The sequence below is a fragment of the Mycobacterium sp. NPDC006124 genome (assembly GCF_040614235.1).
In the GTDB taxonomy this organism is placed as follows: Bacteria; Actinomycetota; Actinomycetes; order Mycobacteriales; family Mycobacteriaceae; genus Mycobacterium.
Genome location: NZ_JBEXUA010000004.1, coordinates 133,965 through 160,047, shown reverse-complemented (window position 1 = coordinate 160,047; position 26,083 = coordinate 133,965). Strand labels below are relative to the sequence as shown.

The window sequence follows — 26,083 nt, the reverse complement described above, 5'->3', positions numbered from 1 at the left end:
GTGAGATTCCCGTCGTCTCGTGGAAGGGGAACGCATGGACGTCTCAGAGATGAATGCCGAGACACGGGCCGCGCTGGCGCGCCGGATCCGAGCACAGTTGGCGGAGGCGGACACCACTGCTGCCGAGGCCGTGCCGGCGAATGACGCCGACCACGACGTCGCCGTCATCGGTGGCGGCATCGCGGCGCTGACCCTCGCTTTGGAGATCCGCCGCGCGCGGCCGGCGACGCGCATCGTCGTCGTCGAGCCCACCGTGCGCCCCGTTCCCGAGATCACCCACACCGTCGGGGAGTCCACGGTCGAGGTGTCGGCGCTGTACCTCGGTGAACGCCTTGGACTGGCCGACCACCTCAAGAGCTCGCAGATCCGCAAGATGGGTCTGCGCATGTTCTTCACCCACGACGGCAATACCGACATCACCGAGCGGATGGAGGTCGGCAGTTCGAGCTTCGTGCCGCAGCCGACCTATCAGATCGACCGTGGCCGGCTGGAGAACGAGCTCACCGACCGGGCCGTGGCCGCGGGCGTCCAGTTCTCCCAGGGGCGGGTCCGCTCGGTGGAGTTCGGCTCCGAGGGCCGACCCCACGTGATCACCACCCAGAACGGTGACGCCGTCGCCGAGGTCACCGCGCGCTGGGTGGTCGACGCGTCCGGACGCACCCGCAAGCTGCCCCGCCAACTCGACCTCAGGCTCCCCAACGAGCACCACTGCAACGCGGTGTGGTTTCGGGTCGCCGCCGAGATCGACCTGGGGAATTGGAGCGACGACCCGCAGTGGCAGGGCCGCCTCACCGAAGGTGACCGGTCGATGTCGACCAATCACCTCATGGGAGAAGGGTATTGGGTCTGGCTGATCCGGCTGGCCTCTGGTGCCACCAGCGTCGGCATCGTGGCGGACCCGGCGTTCCACGACATGGACGGCTTCAACAGCCTCGAGAAGGCCAAGGCATGGCTGCGCGAGCACGAGCCGCAGTGCGCGGCCGAGCTGGCCAAGTTCGACGACCTGATCAAGGACTTCCGGGTCATGAAGAAGTACAGCCACGGCGTCAGCAAGATCTTCGACGGCCGCGAACGATGGGCCATCACCGGAGACGCCGGAATCTTCCTCGACCCGCTGTACTCCTCGGGACTGGATCTCGTCGCCATCGGCAACGGGCTCATCACCGACATGGTCATCCGCGAGCTCGACGGTGAGGACGTCGTCGCGCGGGGGGCCATCGCCGATTCGCTGTTCCGGTCGCTCACCGAGATGTGGCTGGCCATCTACCGCGACCAGTACACGCTGATGGGTGCCCCCAACGTCATGGCGGCGAAGGTCGTCTGGGACATCGCGTTCTACTGGGGCTTCGTCGGCTACCTCTACGCCAACGGTCGATTCGTCACCGTCGCCGACGACCCCGAGATCGTGCCGTACCTCGAGGGGCTGATCGAGCTCAGCAACCGCGTGCAACGGTTCTTCCGCGAGTGGGCGGCGGTGGAGGGCGCCGCGGCGTCAGCCCGGTTCGTCGACCTGTACGTCCCGCTGAACTTCATGGAGACCCTGCACCGGGCGATGATGGGAACCGCACCCAGGTTCGCCGAGCGGTTCGACGCCAACGCGCGGCTGCTGCGCCAGGTCGCGGGCCAGCTGATGGAGACGGTCCTCGCGGAGAAGGCCAAGGTCTTCGCCGACGACGACGTCATGCGGCAGGTGCAGGCCTGGCAGCGTGACCCGCTGCTGCGCGAACTGCGGTCGGTCTTCCGCACCGAGCAGGCCGTCAATCCGGTCAGCTCGGAGTGGATCCTCACCAGCTCTCTTGAACTGACCTGACGACGACCCATCCGACGCGGCCGTCAATACGAACCAGTGGTGAGCCCTGCACCGCACACGCGGCAGGGTGACCGGTCGTGGGGACGTAGACAATGAATGACCACAGATGCTGGGGGACGAGGACACCACATGCCGACTGAACGAAGCCGTCAGGAACCCTTGGCGATCGTCGGAATCGGATGCCGCCTGCCGGGCGACGTCGGTTCGCCCGAGAGCTACTGGGACTTGTTGTGCAGCGGCACCGATGCCACGCGCGTCGTGCCCGACGCACGCTGGAACGCGGCGCGCTTCCACGACCCCCACCCGGGCAAGGTCGGCAAGATGGTCACGCGCAGAGGCGGATTCCTCGCCGACGTCGACCAGTTCGACCCACAATTCTTCGGGATCTCGCCGCGCGAGGCCCACCTGCTCGACCCGCAGCAACGCCTCCTGCTCCAGGTCACGTGGGAGGCCCTGGAGGACGGCGGTATCGCCGCCGACTCGTTGGCCGGCACCCCGGTCGGCGTCTTCATCGGCGGCTTCACCCTGGACTATCAACTGCTCCAAAATCAGGGGCGCACCAGCCGCTACCGGTTCAAGACCCACTCGTCGACCGGAATGATGATGACGATGCTGGCGAACCGGATCTCGTTCGCCTTCGACTTCCGCGGTCCCAGCATGACCGTCGACACCGCCTGTTCGAGTTCGCTGGTCGCGGTTCACCTGGCGGCCCAGAGCATCTGGAACGGTGAATGCGACGTCGCCCTGGCCGGCGGCGTGAACGTGATGCTGGGACCCAACACGGCCATCGCGGAGTCCAAGAGTGGGTTCCTCAGTCCCGACGGACGCAGCAAGGCCTTCGACGAGTCGGCCGACGGCTACGCCCGCGGCGAGGGCGGTGCAGTCGTGATCGTCAAGCCCCTGGCCCAGGCCCTGCGTGACGGCGATGAGGTGTACGCCCAGATCCTCGGCACCGCGGTGTCGCAGGACGGACACACCGACGGCATCACCGTGCCCCGCAAGGAGGCCCAGGAGGCCGCCATCGTCACCGCGCTGCACCGCGCCGGCGTCGAGCCCGCCGAGATCGGCTACGTCGAGGCGCACGGAACCGGCACGCCGGTCGGCGATCCCATCGAGATTCGGGCGCTGGCCAGTGCGTTGGCCTCGGGTCGGTCCGACGCCGAGCCCCTGCTCATCGGGTCGGTCAAGACCAACATCGGACACCTCGAGGCCGGTGCGGGGGTGGCCGGTCTGATCAAGACGGCGCTGGTGCTCAAGCACGGCTTCGTCCCCGCCAATCTTCACTTCGATTCGCCCAGTGGAGGTCTCGACCTCGCGGAGATGGGCATCGACATTCCGACGACCGGCCGTCCGTACCCCGCGTGCGAGCGTCGCGTCGCCGGGGTCAACTCGTTCGGATTCGGCGGGACCAACGCCCACGTGGTGCTCGCCGAGCCGCCCGCCGCTGCCGAGACCGTCGAAAGCGGTTCGGGGATTTCGTCGTCGACGATCCTGCCGATCTCCGCCCGCAGCGAAGAGGCCCTGGTGGCCACGGCCCGCCAACTCGCCGACCACCTCGGCGACCATCCCGAGGTCACGCTCGACGATCTCGCGTACACCCTCGGACTGCGACGCGCCCACCTCAACCACCGCCACACCCTGATCGCCGACGGCATCGCCGACGCACGAGACCAACTCCAGGCGCTCGCCGACGGCGGACAGATCGCCGCGGGACGCACCAACCCGGTGACGCCGAAGCTGGCGTTCGTCTGCACCGGCATGGGCCCGCAGTGGTGGGGAATGTGCCGCGGGCTGCTCGACGTGTTTCCCGTCTTCACCGAGAGCATCGAACGCACTGACCGCGAGTTGTCCCGGTACACGGATTGGTCACTGCTCGAGGAGCTTCGGCGCGACGAGACGACGTCGCGACTTGGCGAGACCGACGTGGCCCAACCGGCCAACTTCGCCGTCCAGATCGCGCTGGCGGCCCAGCTCGAACACTTCGGAGTGCGGCCCGACACGGTGGTCGGACACAGTGCCGGCGAGGTGGCCGCCCACTACCTGGCCGGTGTGCTCGGCTTCTCCGACGCCGTGCGCGTGATCTACCACCGGAGCCGGTTGCAGCAGCGCACCAGCGGGATGGGCCGCATGCTCGCGGTCGGGCTCGACGCCGAGTCGCTCATGGGGATCCTCGACGACCGGACCCGCGCCGAATTCCAGAGCCGAGTGTCGATCGCCGCGATCAACAGTCCGTCGTCGGTGACCATCGCCGGTGACGCCGAGGTGCTCGACGACGTCGCCCGTCAGCTGGACGCCGCGCAGGTGTTCAATCGCCATCTCGCGGTGAAGGTTCCGTACCACACGCACTACATGGACCTGGTGAGGGACGAACTGTTCGCCGCCTTCGAGGGGCTGGCCTCGAGCCAACCGACGACACCGCTGTACTCGACGGTCACCGGTGAGCGGCTGGACGGCTACGCCGCCGGGGCCGCCTACTGGTGGCAGAACACCCGTGCCACCGTCCTGTTCGAGCCGGCGATGCGGCGGCTGCTCGACGACGGATACACCCACTTCGTCGAACTGGGTCCGCATCCCGTGCTGGCGGCGTCGATCTTCGAGACCGCGGGAACCGAGAAGGCGCTCGTTCTGGCCACCCAGCGCCGCAACGACGACGACGTTCGCACACTGCTCAATTGCGTTGGTGCACTTCACTGCAACGGTCACGACGTCGCGTGGGCCGCGGTACACCCGCGTGGTTCCGCCCGACGGGTCAAGCTGCCGTCCTATCCGTGGCAGAACAAGCGGTACTGGAACGAGACGCCCGAGGCGGCCGAGGACCTGCACTACGACCCGGTTCACCCACTTCTCGGGCAACCGGTCACCGGTGTGCGCCCCACCTGGGAGGCCGAACTCAGCGCGTCGCACTTCCCGTTCCTCGCCGATCACCGTGTCCAGGGCAGTGTCGTGGTGCCGGGGGCGGTGTACGTCGAGATGGCGATGGCCGCCGCGCGCGAGCACTACGGCACCGACCTCGCCATCGACGACTTGCGGTTCCACCGTGCGGTGATCCTCGACGACACCTGCGACCCCATCCTGCGGACCACGCTCGACGAGGACGACGGCACCGTCGAGTTCGCCGCGTTCACCGCAACGCCCGACGGTGAGGTCAAGTGGACCGTCACCGCCACCGCCGCCCTGCGCGCCCTGCCCGCAGCGCCGCGTCGACGCGAGACCCCGGGTGACGCCGAGGTGAGCCCCACCTCCGGTGACGAGTTCTACGCCCGCACGGCGACTCTCGGCTTCGACTACGGCGACGCATTCCGTCCCGTCACCGAGATCGCCGGCGGCGACCACTGGTCGGTCGCCCGCCTCGCCGTGCCGGAAGCGATCGCCGACGACCTCGACCCGTATCGCTTCCACCCGGCGCTCGTCGACGGGGCGTTCCAAACCCTGTTCGGCACGACGCTTCTGGACCAGGGCGACACCGGCGAGCAGTACCTGCCCGCGCGCATCGCACATGTCGCCGTCTACGGGGCCCCGGAGGCGAAGATGACCGTCGAGGTGCGGGTCGTCTCGGCGACCAGGGAGCGCATCGAGGCCGACATCACCGTCACCAACCAGCTTGGTGAGCCGCTCGCGGTCTTCGACGGGTTCACGGTGGAGTCCATCACCTCCTCGTCACGCACCTCACCCGAGCGCCTGGACAAGGGGCTCTACGAAATCCACTGGTATGACCGGGGATCGGTGCCCGATGCCGTCGTCGCCGAACCCGCCGACGCCGAGGACCAGTCGTGGCTCGTCTTCGCCGACGCAGGTGGTGTCGGCACCGCCGTGGCCGACGGGCTTCGCAGCCGCGGGCATCGCGTCCGAATCGTGACCCACGGGCCCGTCGACGCGGTGGCCGAGACCGACGACGGCTACGTGGTCGATCCCGAACGCGCCGACCACGTGGCGCAGGTGCTCACCGGACACCTCGAACGCACCGGCGACCTCACCGGCGTGGTCGACTGCTGGCCGGTCGACGTCGTGGCCGACCCCGGTGACGCCGCGGCCGCCGACGCCAATCTGCACCTGGGCGTCTTCACGGTGGTGCGACTGATCAAGGCGCTCGCCCAGCACGACGCCGTCATACCTCGTCTCTACCTCGTCACGGCCAATGCCCAGCCCGCCCCGGGCACGACGTCCTGCGTCGCCGACCAAGCCACGATCTGGGGCCTCGGCCGGGTCCTGGGCCACCACGAGTTCGCCGAGCGGTGGGGCGGCCTGGTCGACGTGGACGACGCCGACGAACCCGCGGAGACTGCCGCGCGCGTGTGTGACTACGTGCTCGCCGACGATCCGGAGGACCAGATCGCGGTCCGTGGCCAGACCACGTACGTCCCGCGCATCCGCCCCGCCACGAGCCTCACGAAGGCCCTGCCCACCACGTTGACCCCCGACGCGACCTACGTCGTCACCGGTGGTGTCGGCGCGCTCGGCCGCACCGTGGCGACCTACCTCGCCGAGCAGGGCGCACGGCACATCGTGCTGCTGAGCCGCACTGCCGTCCCGCCACGTCACGAGTGGTCGGCGCTCACCGAGGACGACCCGGGATTCGCCACCGTCGACGCCATCCGCGCCGTCGAGCGACTCGGGGCCCAGGTGAGCACGGCCAGCGTCGACGTCACCGACGCGGCCCGAGTGCGCGCGTGGTTGGACGATCACGTCCGCGAGGGTGGCCGGCCCGTCCGCGGCGTCATCCACGCCGCCGGCACCGTGCACGACCAGTTGCTGATGAACATGAGCGAAGAGGACTTCGCGAAGGTGCTGGCGCCCAAGATGATTGGCACTCGCGCGCTGCACGATGCCTTCGCCGAGCACGATCTGGAGTTCTTCGTCATGTTCGGCTCGGCCGGCTCGGCGATCGCGTCGCCGGGGCAGGGCAACTATGCCGCCGCGAACGCCTTCCTCGACGCGTTCGCCCACCGCCGCCAGTCCCAAGGCTTGCCGGCCATGACCATCGGGTGGGGTCCGTGGTCGGTGGGAATGGTGGAGGAGTTGCGGCTGGAGAAGGTCTACGCGCACCGGGGCATCGAGCTGATCACCCCGTCGGCGGGCGCGAAGATCCTCGACCGGTTGCTCAACCAGAAGGCGCCGCAGGTGATCGCGATCACCGCGGACTGGGGCCGAGCCCGTCAGGTGGGGTTCAGCGCCGGGTTGCCCAAGATGTTCGCCGAACTCGAGGCCACCGAAGTGGCTCCGCACCAGGGTGACTCGGATTCGTCGATGGTGGAGATGCTCGCCGGACTGCCGGAATCCGAGCGGCTCGGGGCGGTCACCGATCAGCTGCGGCGCACGGTCGCCGGGGTCTTCGACTGCGCGGTGGAGGACATCGAGCCCGACGACGTGCTCGACGACGTCGGGTTGGACTCGATGATGGCGATGGACTTCCGCCTTCGGATCAACGCGACGTTCGCCATCGACCTTCCGGTGCTGGAGATCCTGCGCGGTGTCAGCGTGAACTCGTTGGCCGCACGCGTGCTCGCCGAAGTCGAGGCGATCCACGACGCCGACGGCGAGGCGGCCGTCACCGAGAAGCAGACTCCGGCCGACGACGGCGTCGACGACCTCATCGACGGGCTCTCCGAGGACGACCTTCGGCGACTGCTCTCGGAGCTGGAGGCGGAGACGGCCGAGCAGGAACCCGGCCGTTGACGACACGCGCGGACGACGCCTTCGCAGTACGGGTTCGGGGTCTCTCGAAGTCGTATCGGCGGGTGCCGGCGGTGCGGGACCTCGACCTCGACGTGAACTACGGGGAGATCTTCGCCATCCTCGGGCCCAACGGCGCGGGCAAGTCGACCACGATCGAGATCCTCGAGGGCAATCGCAAGCGTGACGCCGGCGAGGTGCGGGTGCTGGGGGAGGACCCGGGAACGGCGGGCCGCAGCTGGCGGGCGAAGGTCGGCATCGTGCTGCAGGAGGCCAGCGACGCGGGGATGCTCACCGTGGCCGAGACCGTCCGGATGTTCACCAATTGCTATGGCACCGCTCGGGTTCCGGGTGAGGTCCTCGAACTCGTCGGGCTCGACGGTGTCGCGGGCAAGAGGGTGCGCACGCTCTCGGGCGGGCAGCGGCGCCGTCTGGACGTGGCGCTCGGCATCGTCGGAATGCCCGACCTGTTGTTCCTCGACGAGCCGACGACCGGCTTCGACCCCGAGGCCCGGCGGCAGTTCTGGGAGCTGATCCGGCTGCTGGCCGCCGACGGCACCACCATCGTCCTCACGACCCATTACCTGGAGGAGGCCGCGGCGCTTGCCGACCGGGTCGCGGTGATCGTCCGGGGCAGTGTGGTCGCCGTCGACTCACCGGGCAGACTCACCGGGCACGTCGACGCGGCGGCCACGGTCCGATGGGTCGACGCCGACGGTGTACACGTCGAGAGAACCGACCGGCCCACCGATCTGATCAGGAGGCTCGGCCACGACGAAGGGGAGCTGGCCGAATTGACCGTCACCCGGCCGACGTTGGAAGACGCCTACCTGCGCCTGATCGGTCAGGCCTGATGGCGCTCGAGCGCACCCGCGTGGTCGCGCCGCCCCGGCACCGCGCTCCGGCCGCCGAGGCGCCGCTGCCCTCGGCGCTGCGGATCGGGATGTCGCGGGTGGTTCCCGAGCTGAAGATGTTCTACCGCCGGCCCGAGCAGGTCGCGCTGACGTTCTCGATGCCGGCGGTGATCTGCGTGCTGTTGGGCTCGATCTTCACGGCGAAACTGCCCAACAGCGACACCAGCACGGGGTCGGTGATCGCGGCCAGCATGCTGGCCTACGGGATCCTGTCGACGTCATTCATCAACCTGGGCATCAGCATCGCCGCCGACCGTGACACCGGCGGCCTGCGCCGTCTGCGGGGGACCCCGACGACCGCCACGTCGTACTTCGTCGGGAAGATCGTCCTGGTCGCGGTGGTCAGTTTCGCCGAGGCCGTGATCCTGCTCGCGGTCGGGGTGGTCGTCTTCGGCCTGCACCTGCCCAGCGACCCCGCAGGGTGGTTCACCCTGGCGTGGGTCTTCGTGTTGGGCACCACGAGTTGTTCGCTGCTGGGCATCTTCATCAGCAACTACGCCAGCAACGCCGTGTCGGCCGCGGTGATCACCAACGGTCCGTCGGTGGCACTGCAATTCGTCTCGGGGACCTACGTGCCCCTGGTGGTGTTGCCGGCCTGGATGCTGACCATCGGCTCGATCTTTCCGATCAAGTGGATGGCACAGGGTTTTCGCTCGGTCCTGCTGCCCCCGGAGATGGTGGCCTTCGAACCGGCCGGAAGCTGGGAGCACTGGCGCATCTTCCTGGTGCTGACGGCGTGGACCGTCGGCGGGCTGATCGGGTGTTTGGCGGTGTTCCGGTGGTCGGACCGGTCGTGACTCACCGCACCAACGTGGCCCCACCGTCGAGACGGATCTGCTGACCGGTCATGAATCGGGACTCGTCGGCCAGCAGATACACCGCGGCATACGCGGACTCCCACACCGTCGCCCGGCCCATCTTCAATTTGAGGACCTTCGCGTAGGCGGCCGCGACCTCGTCGGAGTCGAGTCCGAACAGCGACTGAGAGTCGTTGTGGGAGATCACCGAGTCGATGGGACCGAGCATCAGGGTGTTGGCGCGGATCCCTCGACCGGCGAACTGGACGGCGGTCAGTTCGGTGATGTGGTTGAGCCCGCACTTGCCCAGTGCGTAGGGCATGATGCCGATGTTCAGCCCCAGTTCGTTCTTCACGCTCGCGATCGACGAGATGTTGACGATGCTGCCGGTGGTGTCGCCGTCGTTGCGCTCCATGCATTGGGCGGCAAGCAGATTGCAGTGATAGCACCCGAGCATGTTGACGTTGACGCCGTAGTCGAAGTCCTCGACGGTCATGGAGTTGGTGTCGCGGTCGGACGGCGGGTTGACCGCGACGCTGTAGACCATGCCGTCGACCCGGCCGCTCGTCGCGAGGGCGACGTCGAAGATGCGCTCGCAGTCCTCCTTGACCGAGACGTCCGCCGCCACCGCGTAGGCGCGGCCGCCCTCGGCGGAGATCAGGTCGACGGTCTCGTCGGCGGCGGCGAGATTCCGGTCGGCCACGACCACCTCCGCGCCGTGGCGCGCCGCCAGTAGGCAGATGGCCCGCCCGTTGCCCATGCCTGGCCCGGGTTGCTGGCCACCCCCCACGACGACGACCACCTTGCCGGACAGGTCGAGTGCGGTGCGGTCCTTGTTGCTGAAGTCAGTCGACATCGGTTTAGTCCTTCGTGGTCGTGATGGCTCGTTCGGGGCTGGCGTCGATCGCCTCGTCGACCGAGGCCTGCAGGTGCGGTGGGATCTCCGACAGAACGGCCTCGGCGTAACCGTCGTCGGTGAGCGCGAACACCTCCGGGCAGATCGCGACGCAGGCGCCGTGCCCGGCGCACGCTCCGTCGTCGACGACGACCCTCATCGCGCGGTGTCCTCGGTCGGAGCCGCCTCGGCGGTGACGTGCAGACGGGTCAGGCCGCGCAGGATGTAGGTGGGCACGTAGTCGAACCGGCGGTCGGTGGCAGGCCCGTGACGTTCGTCGTCGAGGGTGAGTTCGGTGGTGCGTTCCAGGAGCCGTTGGAGGAGGACCCGGCCCTCCGCGCGAGCCAGCGGTGCGCCGATGCAGCTGTGCACGCCCCGGCCAAAACCGATGTGCCGCCGAGCATTCGGGCGGTCCGGATCGAACGTGTCGGGATCGTCGAAGACGCGCGGATCGCGGTTGGCCGCGCCGTAGTGGACCATCATGGTGGTGCCGGCGGGCACGTCGACTCCGCCAACCGTCGTCGCGGACCGGGCCAGTCTGAAGTCGCCCTTGATCGGGCTCTCGAAGCGTAGCGCCTCCTCGACGACGTTGGGGATGACCGAGGGGTCCGCGCGCAGTCGTGCTTGCAGCGCCGAGTCCTCGGCCACCAGCTTGAGTGCTGAGGAGAGCAGCCGGACGGTGGTCTCTTGGCCGGCGGAGAACAGGTTGGCGGCCACCCGGACGACGTCGATCACCTCGGGGACAGATCCGTCGGGGAACGTGGCGAGCGCCATCTCGGTCATGACGTCACCCCGCGGCGTTCGACGGCGATCCTCGACGTAGTCGGTGAAGCGTGCGTAGAGGTACTCCAGTGGGCTGTGCGCCATGACGGCACTCTGGTCGGGGTTGCCCAGGGCCAGGTCACCGGTCAGGGCGGCGGTCAGCTCGGCGTGGTCCTCCTCGGGCACGCCGAGCAGGTCGGCGACGACGAGGAGGGCGAACGGCGTGGCCACCGTCGCGAGGAACTCGCCCCCGCCGTCGGCCAGGAACGGGTCGAGCACGCGGTCGGCGAGGCGCCACATGAACTCCTCGTTCTCCTTGAGCCTCTTGGGCGTGATGAGCCGAGACAGCAGCGCCCGGTGCGCGGTGTGCTTGGGCGGGTCGAAGGAGGGGAGTTGGTCGCTGAACGGCAACTCGTCGCGGTGCGCGTCGATCAACGCGCTGACCTCGGCGCCGTCGAGACCGTCGAGGGGAACCGGGAAGCCGGGGATCGGCCCGGTCACGGAGTGACATGACGAGAACGTGTCGGGATCGCCGACGACGGCGAGCACCTCCTCGTACCCGGTGACCACCATGACGCCGTACACCGGCTCGCGCAGCACGGGGCTGACGGCTCGCATGCGGTGTAGCACCGGATACGGATTCTCGATCAGGGCGTCGTCGTGGAAGAAGTCGAGTTCGCGAGTAGTCACAGGTGCTCCCCTCATGGCATTGACGACCGGTGCGGTCGGCGATTTACTGACCAATCGTATGGGCAATTACTGACCAACCGTACAGTACTCGTCTGTACGAATGGTCGGTGGACGTACGATGGTCGCCAATCGACGGGGGGTTTCGTGGCACGACGATCGGTGGAGGCCGGACCGACCCGTCAGCGTCTGGTCGACGTGGCGGTCGAATTGTTCACTCGGCACAGCGTCGCGGGAACGTCGCTGCAGATGATCTCCGACGAGCTTGGGTTGACGAAATCGGCCATCTACCACCACTTCCGCACTCGCGAGGAGTTGCTGGGTGCGGTCATCGAGCCACTCATGGCAGAGGTGGGCGATCTCCTGGAGGCCGCCGAGGCGCGCCGCGGCGTGCGTGCGCGGGCCGACCACTTCCTGGTCGGCTTCGCCACCCTCGCCGCAGCCAACCGCGACCTGGTTCCGCTGTTGAGCGGCGATCCGGGTGTACTGGAACTGCTGCGGATGCGGTCGGAGTGGGCGGCCGTGGTGCGTCGCCAGATGAGCCTGCTGGCGGAGGTGGAACCCGGCCTCGGCGGTCAGGTCAAGGCGGTCATGGTGATGTCGGGACTGGCGTCTGCCGTGAGCGTCGACTACGGAGACGTCGACGAAGGGGCTCTGCGCCACCAGTTGATCGCCGCCGGGCGGCGGACGCTGGGCCTACGCAGCACGCACGACGGGTCGTGAACGTCGCGGGTGGCGCCCACGCGTTCACGACCCGTCGGTGACGAGCGGCTAGCTCGCGCCTCTGGCGGCCGGGCCCGGCAGGATCGGTTGCCCGGAGGCCGGTGCACCTGGGTCGGCCGGAAGGATCAGATCGCCCTTGCCGCCGTAACCGCCGGCCGGCGCGACTCCACCCATGCCGCCAACCGCGGGGGCCAAGGGTGCCGCGGGCACGATGGGCGGCGCGATCGGCGGGACGACGGGAGGTGGCGCGATGGGCGGAACCACCGGCGGCGGCGCGATCGGCGGGACCACCGGCGGCGGTGCGATCGGGGGCGGCGGGCCGGGCAGCCCCATCGGAATGCCTCCCATGCCGCCCACCGGGGCGCAGGCCGCCGCACCACCTGCCGCGGGTGCGGGTGCGGAGCCCCCGGCCGCCGGAGCGAGGCATTCGTAGCCACCCGTCTTGAAGGGCACGGCTGCGGCGCCCGGGCTCACAGCGACGGCGACCCCGCACAACCCAGCAACGGCACCCACCAACCCGATGGTGAATCGATCCAAGATCGTCATCGACGTCGACTCCTTCATTTCTGTACTCATTCCACATGTGATGTAAAGCGGCGATACGCCGTACGGCCGCCGATCGACGACTCTGTCAATTATCGGCAGCAAAGCCCGGCTGGCGACACGTCCACGCCGAGTCGTTTCCAAATGGTGACGTCGCGGTGCGGCGCGGGCGCCACGACCGCGGGACCGCGTCACGGCGTCACCGGGTGAGGGACTTCGATGCTGTTCTCCTGGATGATCACCGGGTCACCCACGTTGACGGTGTCGTAGTACCACTCCGCGTCCTCGGGGCTGAGGTTGATGCAGCCGTGGCTGACGTTCTCATACCCCAGTGAATTCACCGCCCACGGAGCGGAATGCACGAACAAGCCCCGGCTCGTGATGCGGACGGCGAAGTCGACGTCCATCTGGTATCCGTCGGGCGCGCTGACCGGGATGCCGACGCTGCTCGAGTCCATGTACACCGAACGGTCTTTGCCTAGAACGGTATACGTGCCCACGGGCGTCGGATACTCGGGCCTGCCCATCGATGCGGGGAGTACCCCGGGTTCACCCCAGTGCGGCCGGTGGTGCGGGGTGGGCACGGTCGAGGGCGGACCCGCGTCGACGCCGTCGATGCGGACGGTGAACGTGTGCGCCGAGAGGTCGGCGACGCCGACGACCGAAGCGCCCGTAGCGAATTCGGTCTTGAAGCGACCCATCGACAGGGAGATGGTGGTGTGCGCCGGCCAGAAGCGGTCGGGGACCCACTGCACCGACCTGGCGTCCAGCCATTCGTACCTACCGGTCATCGCGGGGGAGGACCTCACGTCGACCGAGCGTTCGGCGGCGGGCCGGTCGGACACGGGCGAGGTGAACGTGACCACCACCGGATGTGCCACGCCGACCACCTCTCCGGGGCGGGGGAGCACGGATGCGACGACTGGTCCGCGGGGTGCGGCGGCGGCCGCCATGCTGGTGCCCGCAGGGGCTGCAGCAACGAGTGCGCTGGCTCCGATCATTGCCAGAACACACCGAAACACCTGACGCATGGCTCCCGACTTTCTAAATTACATGGTTGTCAATTGATCGTAGAGTCGCCATGTCACTTCGGGATATGCCTGTGCGTGAGCAATTCGATGAAGGAATCATCACGCTTCGGAAACGGCCAGCAAAGTCGAAACCGGTTCGCTGGCAATCAAGATCGACCCACGTGTGGGGTCAGGGTGTCTCGAGCGGAACCTTCGTGATGCGGTAGGTCACCAGATCCGTGCCGAGGACGTCGGCGAAACCCCACTGCGAGGCGGTCTCCCGGACGCGAGTCTCGGCCCCCTCCTGCGAGGTGTGGGCCGAGGTGTACTCGTCACCCTCGTACTCGAGGTAGACCACGTAGACCGGGTCGGGATCGGCCACCGCGGTGGCCAACTCCTGCTCGACGATCTCACTGATCTGCGCGTCGTCGACCTCGTCGGCTGTGGTCATGACCCGACTGTACGCAACCCGGCCGGGGTCGTCGCGACGACGACCCGACCTGGTGCGGGCACTGCCGTTTATGCGCCCCACCACCGGGTAAATGCCGAAAGTGACGTCACCTGCCACGTATCTCGAGCCCGATCTCCCAACCGCCGCCGGACCACTGTCCGGTGCCCTCATCGCGCACCTGAAGTGCCGCGCTCCGCGTCGCAGCTTCATCCCGGTCGACGCGCCGGTCGGCGACTCGGCGCCGTGGGGTCGCGATCTGCAGCTGGCTCTCTACGTCTGCTACGAACTGCACTACCGCGGATTCGCCGACGTCGAGCCATGCTGGGAGTGGGATCCGGGCGTGCTTCATCTGCGGGCGCGGCTGGAGGACTCCTTCCTCGCGGCGGTGCAGCAGGAAGTCGGCGCGGTCGACGCCACGGCCGAGGAGGAGATGGCCGAGTTGTCCATCACGCCGGTCGAGGGCACCGGGCTGTCGTACTACCTGCGCGACGAGGGCAGCTGGGAGCAGATGCTCGAGTACTTCGTGCACCGATCGATCTACCACCTCAAGGAGGGCGACCCGCACGCCTGGGCCATCCCCCGCCTCTCCGGGGCGGCGAAGGCCGCGTTCGTGGCGGTGGAGTTCGACGAGTTCGGCGGCGGCCGAGCCGATCACGCCCACCAACAGCTCTTCGGTGACCTCATGTCGGCCGCCGGCCTGGACTCGGGGTACCTGCACTACCTGTCCGCGGTGCCCGCCGAGGCCCTGGCAGTGGTGAACGTCATGTCGCTGTTCGGGCTGCACCGCGAGTTCCGGGGCGCCGCCGTCGGTCACTTCGCCGCCACCGAGATCACGTCCTCGCCGGGTTCGGCGCGGCTCGTCGACGCACTGCGACGGATGAGGGCACCCGAGGCGTGCGTGCGCTTCTACCGCGAGCACGTGGAAGCCGACGCCGTGCACGAGCAGGTCGTGCGCACCGACGTCGTCGCCGATCTGGTGGCGCGGGAACCACATCTGGAGTCCGACGTCGTCTTCGGTATGCGTGCCTTCGACGTGGTGGAGAGCCGGCTCGCGGCCCACATGTCGTCGCAGTGGGCGGCCGGCGAGTCGTCGTTGCGGACGCCGTTGTCGTAACGGGCATCTGGGAGCTGGTGTCACCCGCCGCGCCCCGGACCGGAAGTTTCGACGCTATTGCAAATAAGCGCCCCGACGTCCTCTAGAGTTTGCCGCATCAACGACCGCGAGGATCGGACGTCCCGATGACGGCACTGAGGGTGGTCGGTCGCACGGCCGGGTTCGACGTCGCCTCGTGATCTCCGAATTATCGCGGGCGCTGCGGTTGGCCGGCATGCGACCCGTCCCGCGGTGGCCCACCCGCGCGCCGGTCGTTTTGCGCGGCAAGCGAATACTGCTCACCGGTGCCTCGTCGGGTATCGGAGCGGTGGCCGCCGAGATGTTCGCCGCCGAGGGCGCGACCGTCATCGCCGTCGCCCGCCGGGGGGACCTGCTGGCCGAGGTGGTGGCCCGGATCGTCGCCGACGGCGGAGACGCCGTCGCGATGACGGCCGACCTGGCCGACCTGGACCAGGTCGACGCGCTCGCCAATGCCGTTGGCCCCGTGGACGTCTTGGTGAACAACGCGGCGAGGTCGATTCGCCGCCCGCTGATCGACTCGCTGGAGCGGTGGCACGACGTCGAACGCGTGATGGCGCTCAACTACTATGCGCCGCTGAGACTGATGCGCGGGTTGGCGCCCGGAATGCTGGCTCGCGGTGACGGTCACGTGGTCAACGTCGCGACGTGGCGGGTGTTGCCCGAGTCCTCGCCGATGTTCTCGGTGTACAACGCATCCAAGGCGGCGTTGAGCGCGGTGAGTCGGGTCGTCGACACCGAGTGGGGGCAGGCCGGCGTGCACTCGACCACGGTGTACTTCCCGCTGGTGGCCACTCCGATGATCGCCCCGACCCGGGTCTAGGACGGTGTCGCCGCGCTGTCGGCCGAGGAGGCCGCCCGATGGCTTGTCACCGCCGCCAAGACCCGTCCCATCCGCATCGCGCCGCGAAAGGCGCTCGCGCTTCGGGCCCTCGACGTCGTCGCGCCCCGGATGCTCAACGCCGTCCTGGCGCGCGAGACTGCGCGCATGAACGCCAGGGCCCGCGTGGCCGAGGCGGCCACACCCACACCAGGAGAACCCCTTTGAAGATGAGACACGCCTGCCTCGCACTGCTCGCCGCCTGTCTGGTGCTGGCGGGATGTCAGGGCTCCGCCTCCGCCGACGGCTACCCCGCCGGCCCGGTGACGATGACGGCGGGCGCGTCGCCGGGCAGCGGGTTCGACCTGACCATCCGGGCGGTGGTGGACTCGCTGCAGAAGGAGGGCATCGTCGACGTGCCGCTGCCGGTGCAGAACCGGCCGGGCGGCAGCGGGGCGGACTTCCTCGCCACGATGGTGGAGCGGTATCGCGGTGCCGACGACCAGATCTCGGTGACGTCGCTGTCGATGATGACCAACCAACTCGGCGGCACGTCCAAGTACGGCTACCGCGACGTCACGATGATCGCCCGGCTGATGACCGAGTACTTCGTGGTCGTCGCGCGGCCCGACGCGCCGTTCCAGAACCTCGGTGACCTGCTGGCCGCGGTCGCGTCCGATCCGTCGCGCGTCGCGATCGGCGCCGCCCTCGACGACGAGGCACCGTTCGACCTGCTGGTGTCCGCGGCGGGCGGTGACCCCTCCAGGGTGCACTACGTCACCCACGAGGGCGGCGGGGATCAGAGTGCCGCGCTCGCCAGCGGGCAGGTCGGCGTCGCGATCGGTGGGGTGAGCGAGTTCATCGGTCAGGTGAGGACCAGGGCACTCAAGGGGTTGGGCGTGCTGGCCGAGGACCGGTTGCCAGGACTGGACGTACCGACCGCCGGAGAGCAGGGGTTCGACGTGACGCTGTCGAATTGGCGCGGCCTGTACGGGCCGCCCGACATGCCGGCGTACGCGGTGGACTACTGGCGCGAGGCCCTGGCCCGGATGGTGGACACCGCGACGTGGAAGGACGCCGCCGAGCGCGGCCAGTTCACCACGACGTTCATGGTGGGCGATGACTTCCAGAACTTCCTGGGTGAGACCCAGGCCGACGTGCAGACCGCACTGCAGGCGGCGCGGGGGTGACCAACGCCGGGGCCGGCGTGGGTCGTCGACCCGAAAACCTGGTTCTCGGAGCGTGTTTGACCACGGCGGCCTTCTTCTGCGTGGCAGTGGTCGGCACGGTGGCGAAGGTGTCCGGTCGGTACGCGTCGACCGGAATGCCGCTGCTCTTCCAGAACGCGATCTGTCTGCTGTTCGTGGTGCCGGTGGTGATCCGCGGGGGTTGGTCGTCGATGCGCACCGGCAAGATCGGCCTGCACCTCCTTCGGGCCGTCGCCGAAACCGCGTGCTGGTACGCGCTGTTCTTCGCCATTGGCGAATTCCGTTGGCCAACGCCACCCTTCTGACGTACAGCGCGCCGCTGTGGATGCCGTTGATCGCCTGGGCGGTGACGCGCCAACGGGTCGCCACGGCGACCTGGGTCGGCGCGGTCGTCGGCTTCGCCGGCGTGGTCCTGGTGTTGCAGCCTCAGGGGCACCGGGTCGACGTCGGCGAGGTGGCCGCCTTCACAGGCGCCCTCCTCTTGGCCGTGGCGATGATGTCGGTGCGATGGCTCGGTGCGACCGAACCGATCCTGCGGGTGCTGTTCTACTTCTTCGCGCTGTCGACGCTGTTGTCGGTGCCCGTGGCGATGCTGGACTGGCGCCGGCCGCCTGGGCCTGGCTGATCGGGCTCGGGCTGGCGCAGCTCACGTCGCAGGTGCTCATCGTGCTGGCCTATCGCCACGCCCCGGCCGAGAAGCTGGGACCGTTCATCTATTCGGTCATCGTCTTCACGGCGATTGCCGACTGGCTGATCTGGAACCGTCCGCCGACGCTGGTCACCTACGGCGGGATGGCGTTGGTGATCGGTGGTGGGTTGATTGCCATCCGTGCGAGAAGCGAAGGGTCACAACGGGTTCGGACGCGAACCTAGGCTCCGCGGCCGTCGTCGTCGCGGAGCAGGGCGACGTCGGACACCAGGCGGATGTGTTCGGCCATGGCGCGGCCCGCCTCCATCGAGTCGCGCCTGCGTACCGCCTCGGCGATGCGCCGGTGACCCTCGAGCGAGGCGCGCGGCCGCTGTGACTGGGAGAGCGACTCGATCCGCGTCTCCCGGACGAGTTCGGCGATCTCGCCCATGAGTCGGGCCAACAGTGGGGAGTGAGCGGCCGCGGTGATGGCACGGTGGAAGTGCTCGTCGCCGGACACGCCACGTTCGCCCTCGGTGATCTCCATGTCCATGATCGCCAGGGCGTCGTCGATCGCGGCCATCTCGGCGTCGCTACGACGTTCGGCGGCAAGCTCGGCGAGTTTGACCTCCAGCGCCTCGCGGGCCTCGATCACCTCGGGCAGCCGGTCGGCGTGCTCGCGGAGCGCGCGGATGGCGGAGTCGCCGACGGGCCGCCGGATCAGGACGGCGCCGTCGCCGTGGCGCACCGAGAGGATGCCCTGTACCTCGAGCGCCACCAGGGCCTGGCTGAGGGACGCGCGACTCACCCCGAGTTGAGCGGCGAGTTCGCGCTCGGGTGGCAGCCGCTCACCGGCCTGCATGTCGCGATTGGCCATGTGTTCGCACAACTGCTCGACGATGACCTCGTACAGCCGGGGCCGCGCCACCGGTCGAATTTGCTCAGCCACTGTGTCACTCGCTCTCTGTTCCTCTGGACCACAGGGTAGCCCGCCGTCGGCATGACGGCGGACACACCGGGGCCTTGACAGTGACCTGGTTCGCTGATTCACTCCAAGTGACCCAGTGGCTAGGCCAATCAGCCACCCGACGACGCGGAGACCGACATGCCCACCGAACTGATACCGATCCTGGCGCTAGCCGTCATGTTCATCGCGGCCACCGTGTTGCCGGTCAACATGGGCGCACTCGGCTTCGTCGCGGCGTTCTTCGTCGGCACCGTCGCCGTCGGAATGGACGCCGACCAGATCATCGGCGGATTTCCCAGCAGCCTCTTCCTCACCCTGGTCGGCATCACCTATCTCTTCGCGATCGCACAGAACAACGGGACCGTCGACCTCCTGGTCCGAGGTGCCGTGCGCCTGGTCGGGGGGCGGGTCGCGCTCATCCCATGGGTGATGTTCGGCATCACCGGGGTCCTGACGTCGATCGGGGCGCTCGGGCCCGCCGCGGTCGCCATCGTCGCCCCCATCGCCTTGGGCTTCGCCGCCCGGTACCGCATCAACGCGCTGCTCATGGGCATGATGGTGATCCACGGTGCCCAGGCCGGCGGGTTCTCGCCGATCAGCATCTACGGCGTCACGGTCAACAACATCGCGGCCAAGGCGGGGTTGGAGAACAGCCCGCTCACGCTGTTCCTCGGCAGTCTGGTGTTCAACGCCGCCATCGGGGTCCTGCTCTTCGTCTTCCTCGGCGGCCGCTCGCTCATCGGTCGCAGCGTGCACGACGAGGACGACACCCGCCCCGACGACGACACCGGCTCGGTGGGTGGCGGCAAGACGCCCACCACGGTCATGCGGGGGTTCGGGACGACCACCACGAAGGCGCCCTCGCAGGCGGTGACGGCCGAGAACGCACCGCCGTTGGCCACCGCCGTCAAGGCCATCACCTTCGAGCAGATCCTGACCCTGATCGGACTCGCCTCCCTCGCGGTGTTCTCGCTGATCCTCGATCTCGACGTCGGCTTCGTCTCGATGACCGTCGCGGTCATCCTGGCGCTCGCGTCACCCAAGGCGCAGAAGGGGGCGATCAACCAGATCAGCTGGTCGACGGTCCTGTTGATCGGCGGCGTCCTCACCTTCGTCGGGGTTCTGCAGGAAGCGGGCACGATCGAATGGGTCGGCAACGGCGTTGCGGGCCTTGGTGTTCCGCTTCTCGTGGCACTGCTGCTGTGCTACATCGGCGCCATCGTCTCGGCCTTCGCCTCCTCGACCGCCATCCTCGGTGTGACGATCCCGCTCGCGGTCCCGTTCCTGATGGCGGGCGAGGTCGGCGCGATCGGCGTCATCGTGGCCCTGTCCATCGCCTCGACCATCGTCGACGTCAGCCCCTTCTCGACCAACGGGGCGCTCGTGCTGGCCAACGCGCAGGGCGTCGACCGGGACGTGTTCTACAAGCAGATCCTCAAGTACAGCGCTCTCGTCGTGGTCGTCGGCCCGGCGATCGCCTGGGCACTCCTGGTGGTCCCCGGCTGGCTCTGACCTGGTCCGGCGACGGCGGCACGCGATCGCGCGTGTCGCCGCTTCGCCATGGAAAGGCCGTCTGAGCTGCTCATTCTCATGGAACGCACATTGACATCGCTCCTACGCCGATCGATAATTGGATAGGCCACTAGGTCACCAATCCAATGGGAGGATCGCGTCATGTCACTCAACTCGGGGAGAACCGGCCCGCTCACCGGCACCGTGGTCGTCGATCTCACGCGGGCGCTCGCCGGCCCGCACGCCGCGATGATGCTCGGTGACCTGGGCGCGGACGTGATCAAGGTGGAGAGCCCCAAGGGCGGCGACGACACCCGGTCCTGGGGTCCGCCCTTCGTCCAGCCGGCCGACGCGGAGCGGGAGTCGACCTACTTCCTGTCGGCGAATCGCAACAAACGGTCGATCGCCCTGGATCTGAAGACCGACGACGGCAGGGAAGCGCTCGAACGATTGGTGTGCCGGGCCGACGTCCTGCTCGAGAACTTCCGCACCGGCGTGCTGGACCGCCTCGGCTTCTCCACCGAACGACTCGCAGAACTCAACCCGCGCCTGGTCGTGCTGTCGATCAGCGGGTTCGGCCACGACGGACCCGAAGGTGGCCGATCGGGCTACGACCAGATCGCCCAGGGCGAGGCCGGCCTGATGTCGTTCACGGGCTCGGGGCCCGATGACGTTCAGCGCGTGGGCGTTCCGATCGCCGATCTGCTGGCCGGCATGTACGGCGCATTCGGCGTCCTGGCCGCCCTGCGCGAACGCGACCGCACCGGCACGGGCCGGGTGGTGCGCACGTCACTGCTGGCCAGTGTCGTCGGCGTGCACGCCTTTCAAGGCACCAGGTGGACCGTCGCGGGCGAGGTCGGGCAGGCCCAGGGCAACCACCACCCGTCGATTTGTCCCTACGGCCTGTTTCCGACCGCCGACGGGGCCGTGCAGATCTCGGTGGGCAGCGAGGGTCTGTGGCATCGCTTCTGTGACGGCTTCGGCATCGACTCGGACCGCGACGGCATGGCCACCAATCCGCAACGCGTGGCCAACCGCGCTCGCGTGATCGACGTGGTCTCGGAACTCTTCGGCACCTGGCAGACCGAGCCGCTGCTGACCTTCCTCGACGAGATGGGCGTCCCGGCGGGCAAGGTCCGCAACGTCCAAGAGGTCTACGAGTGGGAGCAAACCAAGTCCCAGGGTCTGCTGGTCGACGTCGACCATCCGACGCTCGGCCGGGTGACGCTGCCCGGCCCGCCGCTGCGCTTCTTCGACGCCGACGGCACCGAAGTGACCGAGACCCGGCATCTTTCGCCTCCCGTCCTGGGTGGCGACGACGAGCTGGTGCGGGCCTGGCTCGAGGAGGCGGTGTGAGGACCCGGTTGACGGCGGCCGAACTGCTCGAGGTCCTCGCCGACGTGGACAGCTTCGAGAGCTGGGACTCCCCGGCGGTTCAGTATCCCGTCGACCAGTCCTATGCCGACGAACTGGAGGAAGCCACCGCCAAGACCGGTCTCGACGAGTCGGTGATCACCGGGGCGGTGAGCATCCGCGGTCGCCGGGTGGCAATCCTGCTGAGCGAGTTCGCCTTCCTCGGCGGATCGATCGGTGTGGCGGCGGGGGAGCGGCTGGTGACGGCGATTCACCGGGCGACCGCCGAGGGACTTCCGCTGTTGGCGCTGCCGACCTCCGGTGGAACCCGGATGCAGGAGGGCACCGTCGCGTTCCTCCAGATGGTCAAGATCACCGCCGCGATCACCGCGCACAAGGCGGCGCACCTGCCCTACCTGGTCTACCTGCGCCACCCGACGACCGGCGGGGTGTTCGCATCCTGGGGATCCCTGGGTCATCTGACCGTCGCCGAGCCCAGCGCGCTGATCGGCTTCCTGGGGCCACGGGTATACGAGGCCCTCTACGACGACCAGTTCCCGCGCGGGGTCCAAACCTCGGAGAACCTGCAGGCCCACGGTCTCATCGACGCCGTGCGTCCGCCGGAGCAACTCGGCGAGATCGTCGACCGAGCGCTGCGCATCATGACCGACGCGCCAGCGTGTCGCCGCCTGGTGGTCGACCCACCCGAGTGGGTCGTCGACGACGTGCCCGCGTGGACCTCGGTGTTGGCGTCGCGCCGCAGTGATCGCCCCGGCGTGCGCGAACTGCTGTTCAACGCGGCAGCAGACGTGTTGGCGCTCAACGGAACCGGGCAGGGAGAGTCGGATCCGGGACTGATCCTGGCGCTGGTGCGGTTCGGGGACGTGCCCTGCGTGCTGCTTGGGCAGGACCGGCGCGGTCAGACGCCGACCACGCCCCTGGGACCCGCGGCCCTGCGGGAGGCTCGCCGCGGCATGCGACTGGCTCAGGACCTGCAGTTGCCGCTGGTCACCGTCATCGACACCGCCGGCGCGGCGCTGTCGAAGGATGCCGAGGAGGGTGGTCTCGCCGGCGAGATCGCGCGGTGCATCGCCGACATGGTGGACCTCGACACCCCCACGGTGTCACTGCTGCTGGGGCAGGGCACCGGCGGAGGCGCACTGGCACTGGTGCCCGCGGACCGGGTGCTCGCCGCGCAGCACGCCTGGCTCTCGCCGCTGCCGCCGGAGGGCGCCAGCGCGATCGTGCACCGCGACGTCGCGCACGCCCCGGAGATGGCCGACCGCCAGGGCATCCGGTCGCTGGACTTGCGGCGGGCCGGGATCGTCGACCTGGTGATCCCCGAGCGCCCGGACGCGGCCGAGGAGGCTCAGCAGTTCTGCGAGCGGGTCGGTGCGGCTCTGCACCGAGAGCTAGCCGAGCTGATCGCCCAGGACGCCGACATGCGAATGATCGCCAGGGCCAAGCGATTTAGCCGCGTGGGCTACGCGTCGGCCGCCGCTCGCTGAGAGGTCGGCGTCACGGCCGGTCGAGGGCGTCCTCGAGCCGCTGCACCTTCGCCGTGAGCTCACCGGTGTAGCCGGGCCGAATGTCGGCCTTGAGCACCAGACCCACCCGTGGCGAGACCGCGGCGACGGCGTCGACGGCCCGCTTCACCACCGCCATCACCTCGTCCCACTCACCCTCGACGTTGGTGAACATCGCATTGGTCTCGTTGGGCAATCCGGACTCGCGCACGATGCGGACGGCCTCGGCGACTGCGTCGTGCACGCCGCCGGTGTCGTCACCGGTGGACGGGGTGATGCTGAAGGCAACGATCATGCGTCCAGCCTGGCACACCGAACTCGTCGTCGATCAACCCCGAGGGTTGGTTGCGCACCGCACGATCAGCGTGGCCAGGGGCTCGGACACCCCGTGCTGCTTGGACAGCGCGGCGACCTCCTGCTCCTGAGCCGACTTGGTCGGGGTGGCACCGCCGAGGGCGTCGTAGGCCTCGGCACCGATCTTGGCCGCCGTGCTGGAGTCGATGCCAAGCCCACCGACCGACATCGAGTCGGACACCATGCACCGCAGATAGCCAGCCCGGTCGAAGTCTGCGGCCGCAGACGGGGCCAGCAGGAGGGCCAACGCGCCCATCGTCGACGTCAGTGCGGCGATGCGGATCTTCGTCACGCGGATGGCCTTCCCGTACGACTGGTCAGAGGACCGCCAATGCTACCGACGGCCACCTGTGAGTCGCCATCGGGCAGCCTGCGCCGGCGAGACCCGGCGCGGCGGATAACGATTCCGAACCCGAACGATTGCGATTCGTGGCACGGCGGCGGCGAGACGGCGTCGGCGGTTGCGCGGAACCTACGGTGGCCTTGTGCACCGCAGAACTGCCCTGAAGCTTCCGCTGATGCTGGCAGCAGGTGCCGCCCTCACCCGCATCCCCGTCGCCTCGGCCGATCCGGCCCGGTGGACGGCCGACCGCGCCAACGCCTGGTATCAGGGCCAGGGTTGGCTGGTGGGGGCGAATTACGTGCCGGCCACGGCGATCAACCAGATCGAGATGTTCCAGCAGGGCACCTACGATCCGAAGCGCATCGACACCGAGTTCGCCATCGCCCGTCAGCTCGGGTTCAACACGATGCGCGTGTTCCTGCACGATCTGCTGTGGGCTCAGGACCGTGGAGGATTCCAGCGTCGTCTCGCGCAGTTCGTGGCCATCGCCGCGAGCCGCGGCATCAAACCCATGTTCGTCCTGTTCGACTCCTGCTGGGATCCGCATCCCAAGCTCGGGCCGCAGCACGCGCCCGTCGTCGGGGTGCACAATTCGGGATGGGTGCAGGGACCGGGCGCCGACCGCCTGGGAGACCCGACTTACGCCGCCACGATGCAGGACTACGTCACGGGCGTGGTGAGCCAATTTCGCGGTGATCCACGCGTCTTGGCGTGGGACGTCTGGAACGAGCCCGACAATCCGGCCAAGGTCTACCGCAAGGTCGAACGCGGCGACAAGCCCGACCTCGTGGCGGGGCTGCTGCCGCAGGTGTTCCAGTGGGCCCGTGCGGCGAACCCCGCCCAACCGTTGACAAGTGGCGTCTGGCAGGGCAGTTGGGGTGCGGGCAACCGCAGCACGATCGCCGGCATCCAGCTCGACAACTCCGACGTCGTGAGCTTCCACTCCTACGCCTCGCCCGGGGAGTTCGAGTCCCGCATCGAGGAGCTGGCCCCGCTGGGGCGGCCCATCCTGTGCACCGAGTACCTGGCCCGCCCGCAGGGCAGCACGATCGAGGGCATCCTGCCGGTGGCCAAGCGCCGCAACGTCGCCGCCTACAACTGGGGACTGGTCGCCGGCAAGACCCAGACCTACCTGCCGTGGGACACCTGGGACAAGCCGGACCCGTCGGAGCCCAAGACGTGGTTCAGCGATCTGCTGCGGCCCGACGGCCGGCCCTATCGCGATGCCGAGATCAAGACCATTCAGCAGCTGACCGGCGCCCGCCAGGCCTCCTAGGGCTTGCGGCCCCGCCACGCCCGGTAGCCACGATGGGCGGCGAAGGCGCCGACGACCGCCGTCACGCACCACACCGCGATCGCCGTGTAGGCCAGTGGTGCCGACAGATCGCCGATGGACGCACCCAGCGCGGTGTAGACGAACGCTCTCGGAGCCGACCCGATGAAGGCGCCGGCGGCCATCTGCCACAACGGAACTCCGAAGGCGCCGAAGGCGTAGGAGGCGAGTGCGTCGGAGATTCCCGGCACGAAGCGCTGGCCGACGACGGCCCACAACCCCCGTCGCCGAACCTGGGCGTCCAGCCGGTCGGCTCGCTCGCTGCCCATCAGCGATCGCGCGCCGTCATGCCCGGCCCGGCGGCCGACGAGGCTGGTGACGCAGGCGGTGCCGACGGCGGAGGCGAGCGTGACGAACGTGCCGAGGACGGGTCCGAACAGCACGCCGCTGCCGGCCGCGAGGATGGGTCCCGGCACGAAGATGGCGCCGAGCACCGCCGACACGCCGACGTAGGCCAGCGGTGCGGCGGGCCCGGCCGCCATCACCACCCTGCGCACGTCGCCGACGTCGACGACCCGGGCGACGGCCACCGCGTAGAAGAGCGCGAGCAGGAACGCGACGAACAGACCGAGCCGGATGACGTGGCCGCGCCGGGTGGACGGCACGGGCAGGTCGTCGTCGGCATCCCCGTCGGTCACGGCCGGG

24 protein-coding genes and 1 pseudogene are annotated in these 26,083 nt (G+C 68.8%); 15 read left to right on the top strand and 10 right to left on the bottom strand.

The window, feature by feature from the left end; all coding sequences use genetic code 11:
- The first annotated feature begins 34 nt into the window (after positions 1-34).
- The 4 genes from ABZ195_RS10365 to ABZ195_RS10350 all read left to right on the top strand — a co-directional run bounded on the left by ABZ195_RS10365 (position 35) and on the right by ABZ195_RS10350 (position 9,191).
- Positions 35-1,810 (top strand): lycopene cyclase family protein, encoded by a 1,776-nt coding sequence (locus ABZ195_RS10365; RefSeq protein ID WP_355217311.1) that lies wholly within the window; start codon positions 35-37, stop codon positions 1,808-1,810.
- A gap of 129 nt (positions 1,811-1,939) precedes the next feature.
- Positions 1,940-7,483: a type I polyketide synthase gene (locus ABZ195_RS10360; RefSeq protein ID WP_355217310.1), complete on the top strand. Its 5,544-nt coding sequence runs from the start codon at positions 1,940-1,942 to the stop codon at positions 7,481-7,483.
- On the top strand, positions 7,480-8,334 hold the full coding sequence (locus ABZ195_RS10355) for an ABC transporter ATP-binding protein (protein WP_355217308.1): 855 nt from the start codon (positions 7,480-7,482) through the stop codon (positions 8,332-8,334). The genes ABZ195_RS10360 and ABZ195_RS10355 overlap by 4 nt, the downstream gene beginning before the upstream one ends.
- The gene (locus ABZ195_RS10350) at positions 8,334-9,191 is read left to right on the top strand and encodes an ABC transporter permease (protein ID WP_355217306.1); all 858 of its coding nucleotides are present in this window, start codon (positions 8,334-8,336) and stop codon (positions 9,189-9,191) included. Before ABZ195_RS10355 ends, ABZ195_RS10350 begins: the two co-directional genes overlap by 1 nt.
- A gap of 1 nt (position 9,192) precedes the next feature.
- Here the strand turns inward: ABZ195_RS10350 and ABZ195_RS10345 are convergent, their stop codons facing one another.
- From ABZ195_RS10345 to ABZ195_RS10335, 3 genes are read right to left on the bottom strand one after another with little or no spacing between them, the layout of a single operon-like run.
- Positions 9,193-10,047: an SDR family oxidoreductase gene (locus tag ABZ195_RS10345; RefSeq protein ID WP_355217304.1), complete on the bottom strand. Its 855-nt coding sequence runs from the start codon at positions 10,045-10,047 to the stop codon at positions 9,193-9,195.
- Positions 10,048-10,051: 4 nt separating this feature from the next.
- Complete coding sequence (locus ABZ195_RS10340; RefSeq protein WP_355217302.1) at positions 10,052-10,246, bottom strand: ferredoxin; 195 nt, start codon at positions 10,244-10,246, stop codon at positions 10,052-10,054.
- The gene (locus ABZ195_RS10335) at positions 10,243-11,538 is read right to left on the bottom strand and encodes a cytochrome P450 (RefSeq protein WP_355217300.1); all 1,296 of its coding nucleotides are present in this window, start codon (positions 11,536-11,538) and stop codon (positions 10,243-10,245) included. Before ABZ195_RS10335 ends, ABZ195_RS10340 begins: the two co-directional genes overlap by 4 nt.
- Before the next feature lie 144 nt (positions 11,539-11,682).
- Between ABZ195_RS10335 and ABZ195_RS10330 the strand changes: the two genes are divergently transcribed.
- Positions 11,683-12,258, top strand: a complete 576-nt coding sequence (locus tag ABZ195_RS10330) for a TetR family transcriptional regulator (protein ID WP_355217298.1) — start codon at positions 11,683-11,685, stop codon at positions 12,256-12,258.
- A 48-nt stretch (positions 12,259-12,306) separates the two neighbouring features.
- Here the strand turns inward: ABZ195_RS10330 and ABZ195_RS10325 are convergent, their stop codons facing one another.
- The 3 genes from ABZ195_RS10325 to ABZ195_RS10315 all read right to left on the bottom strand — a co-directional run bounded on the left by ABZ195_RS10325 (position 12,307) and on the right by ABZ195_RS10315 (position 14,262).
- Positions 12,307-12,804, bottom strand: a complete 498-nt coding sequence (locus ABZ195_RS10325; protein WP_355217296.1) for a hypothetical protein — start codon at positions 12,802-12,804, stop codon at positions 12,307-12,309.
- A gap of 188 nt (positions 12,805-12,992) precedes the next feature.
- The gene (locus ABZ195_RS10320) at positions 12,993-13,832 is read right to left on the bottom strand and encodes a L,D-transpeptidase (protein WP_355217294.1); all 840 of its coding nucleotides are present in this window, start codon (positions 13,830-13,832) and stop codon (positions 12,993-12,995) included.
- Between the two features lie 169 nt (positions 13,833-14,001).
- Positions 14,002-14,262: a hypothetical protein gene (locus ABZ195_RS10315; protein WP_355217293.1), complete on the bottom strand. Its 261-nt coding sequence runs from the start codon at positions 14,260-14,262 to the stop codon at positions 14,002-14,004.
- Positions 14,263-14,353: 91 nt separating this feature from the next.
- On the opposite strand from ABZ195_RS10315, the gene ABZ195_RS10310 reads away from it, so the two are divergent.
- The 6 genes and pseudogenes from ABZ195_RS10310 (at position 14,354) to ABZ195_RS10285 (ending at position 18,295) form a co-directional block, all read left to right on the top strand.
- A complete protein-coding gene (locus tag ABZ195_RS10310; RefSeq protein ID WP_355217291.1) occupies positions 14,354-15,376 on the top strand; it encodes an iron-containing redox enzyme family protein in 1,023 nt (340 codons plus the stop codon).
- Between the two features lie 214 nt (positions 15,377-15,590).
- A pseudogene (locus ABZ195_RS10305) lies at positions 15,591-16,442 on the top strand (SDR family oxidoreductase).
- Between the two features lie 2 nt (positions 16,443-16,444).
- Positions 16,445-17,404: a tripartite tricarboxylate transporter substrate-binding protein gene (locus ABZ195_RS10300; protein ID WP_355217289.1), complete on the top strand. Its 960-nt coding sequence runs from the start codon at positions 16,445-16,447 to the stop codon at positions 17,402-17,404.
- Positions 17,405-17,460: 56 nt separating this feature from the next.
- A complete protein-coding gene (locus tag ABZ195_RS10295) occupies positions 17,461-17,727 on the top strand; it encodes a hypothetical protein (RefSeq protein WP_355217287.1) in 267 nt (88 codons plus the stop codon).
- Entirely contained in the window at positions 17,706-18,047 is a 342-nt protein-coding gene (locus ABZ195_RS10290) for an EamA family transporter (RefSeq protein ID WP_355217286.1), read from the top strand. The genes ABZ195_RS10295 and ABZ195_RS10290 overlap by 22 nt, the downstream gene beginning before the upstream one ends.
- Entirely contained in the window at positions 17,930-18,295 is a 366-nt protein-coding gene (locus ABZ195_RS10285) for a DMT family transporter (RefSeq protein ID WP_355217285.1), read from the top strand. The genes ABZ195_RS10290 and ABZ195_RS10285 overlap by 118 nt, the downstream gene beginning before the upstream one ends.
- Here ABZ195_RS10285 and ABZ195_RS10280 read toward each other — a convergent pair.
- Positions 18,292-18,999 (bottom strand): FCD domain-containing protein, encoded by a 708-nt coding sequence (locus ABZ195_RS10280; protein WP_355217283.1) that lies wholly within the window; start codon positions 18,997-18,999, stop codon positions 18,292-18,294. The genes ABZ195_RS10285 and ABZ195_RS10280 overlap by 4 nt on opposite strands.
- Before the next feature lie 156 nt (positions 19,000-19,155).
- Between ABZ195_RS10280 and ABZ195_RS10275 the strand changes: the two genes are divergently transcribed.
- The 3 genes from ABZ195_RS10275 to ABZ195_RS10265 all read left to right on the top strand — a co-directional run bounded on the left by ABZ195_RS10275 (position 19,156) and on the right by ABZ195_RS10265 (position 23,390).
- Entirely contained in the window at positions 19,156-20,529 is a 1,374-nt protein-coding gene (locus ABZ195_RS10275; RefSeq protein ID WP_355217281.1) for an SLC13 family permease, read from the top strand.
- Between the two features lie 162 nt (positions 20,530-20,691).
- Positions 20,692-21,885: a CoA transferase gene (locus ABZ195_RS10270; protein ID WP_355217279.1), complete on the top strand. Its 1,194-nt coding sequence runs from the start codon at positions 20,692-20,694 to the stop codon at positions 21,883-21,885.
- Entirely contained in the window at positions 21,882-23,390 is a 1,509-nt protein-coding gene (locus ABZ195_RS10265; RefSeq protein WP_355217277.1) for a carboxyl transferase domain-containing protein, read from the top strand. Before ABZ195_RS10270 ends, ABZ195_RS10265 begins: the two co-directional genes overlap by 4 nt.
- Positions 23,391-23,400: 10 nt before the next feature.
- Here the strand turns inward: ABZ195_RS10265 and ABZ195_RS10260 are convergent, their stop codons facing one another.
- Together ABZ195_RS10260 and ABZ195_RS10255 are read right to left on the bottom strand one after the other, a co-directional pair.
- Positions 23,401-23,703 (bottom strand): thiamine-binding protein, encoded by a 303-nt coding sequence (locus ABZ195_RS10260; protein WP_355217275.1) that lies wholly within the window; start codon positions 23,701-23,703, stop codon positions 23,401-23,403.
- 33 nt (positions 23,704-23,736) lie between these two features.
- Complete coding sequence (locus tag ABZ195_RS10255; protein WP_355217274.1) at positions 23,737-24,054, bottom strand: hypothetical protein; 318 nt, start codon at positions 24,052-24,054, stop codon at positions 23,737-23,739.
- A gap of 193 nt (positions 24,055-24,247) precedes the next feature.
- Here ABZ195_RS10255 and ABZ195_RS10250 point away from each other — a divergent pair, with 193 nt between their 5' ends.
- Entirely contained in the window at positions 24,248-25,381 is a 1,134-nt protein-coding gene (locus ABZ195_RS10250) for a cellulase family glycosylhydrolase (protein WP_355217272.1), read from the top strand.
- Here the strand turns inward: ABZ195_RS10250 and ABZ195_RS10245 are convergent.
- A complete protein-coding gene (locus ABZ195_RS10245; protein WP_355217270.1) occupies positions 25,378-26,076 on the bottom strand; it encodes a TVP38/TMEM64 family protein in 699 nt (232 codons plus the stop codon). The genes ABZ195_RS10250 and ABZ195_RS10245 overlap by 4 nt on opposite strands.
- Positions 26,077-26,083 lie beyond the last annotated feature (7 nt).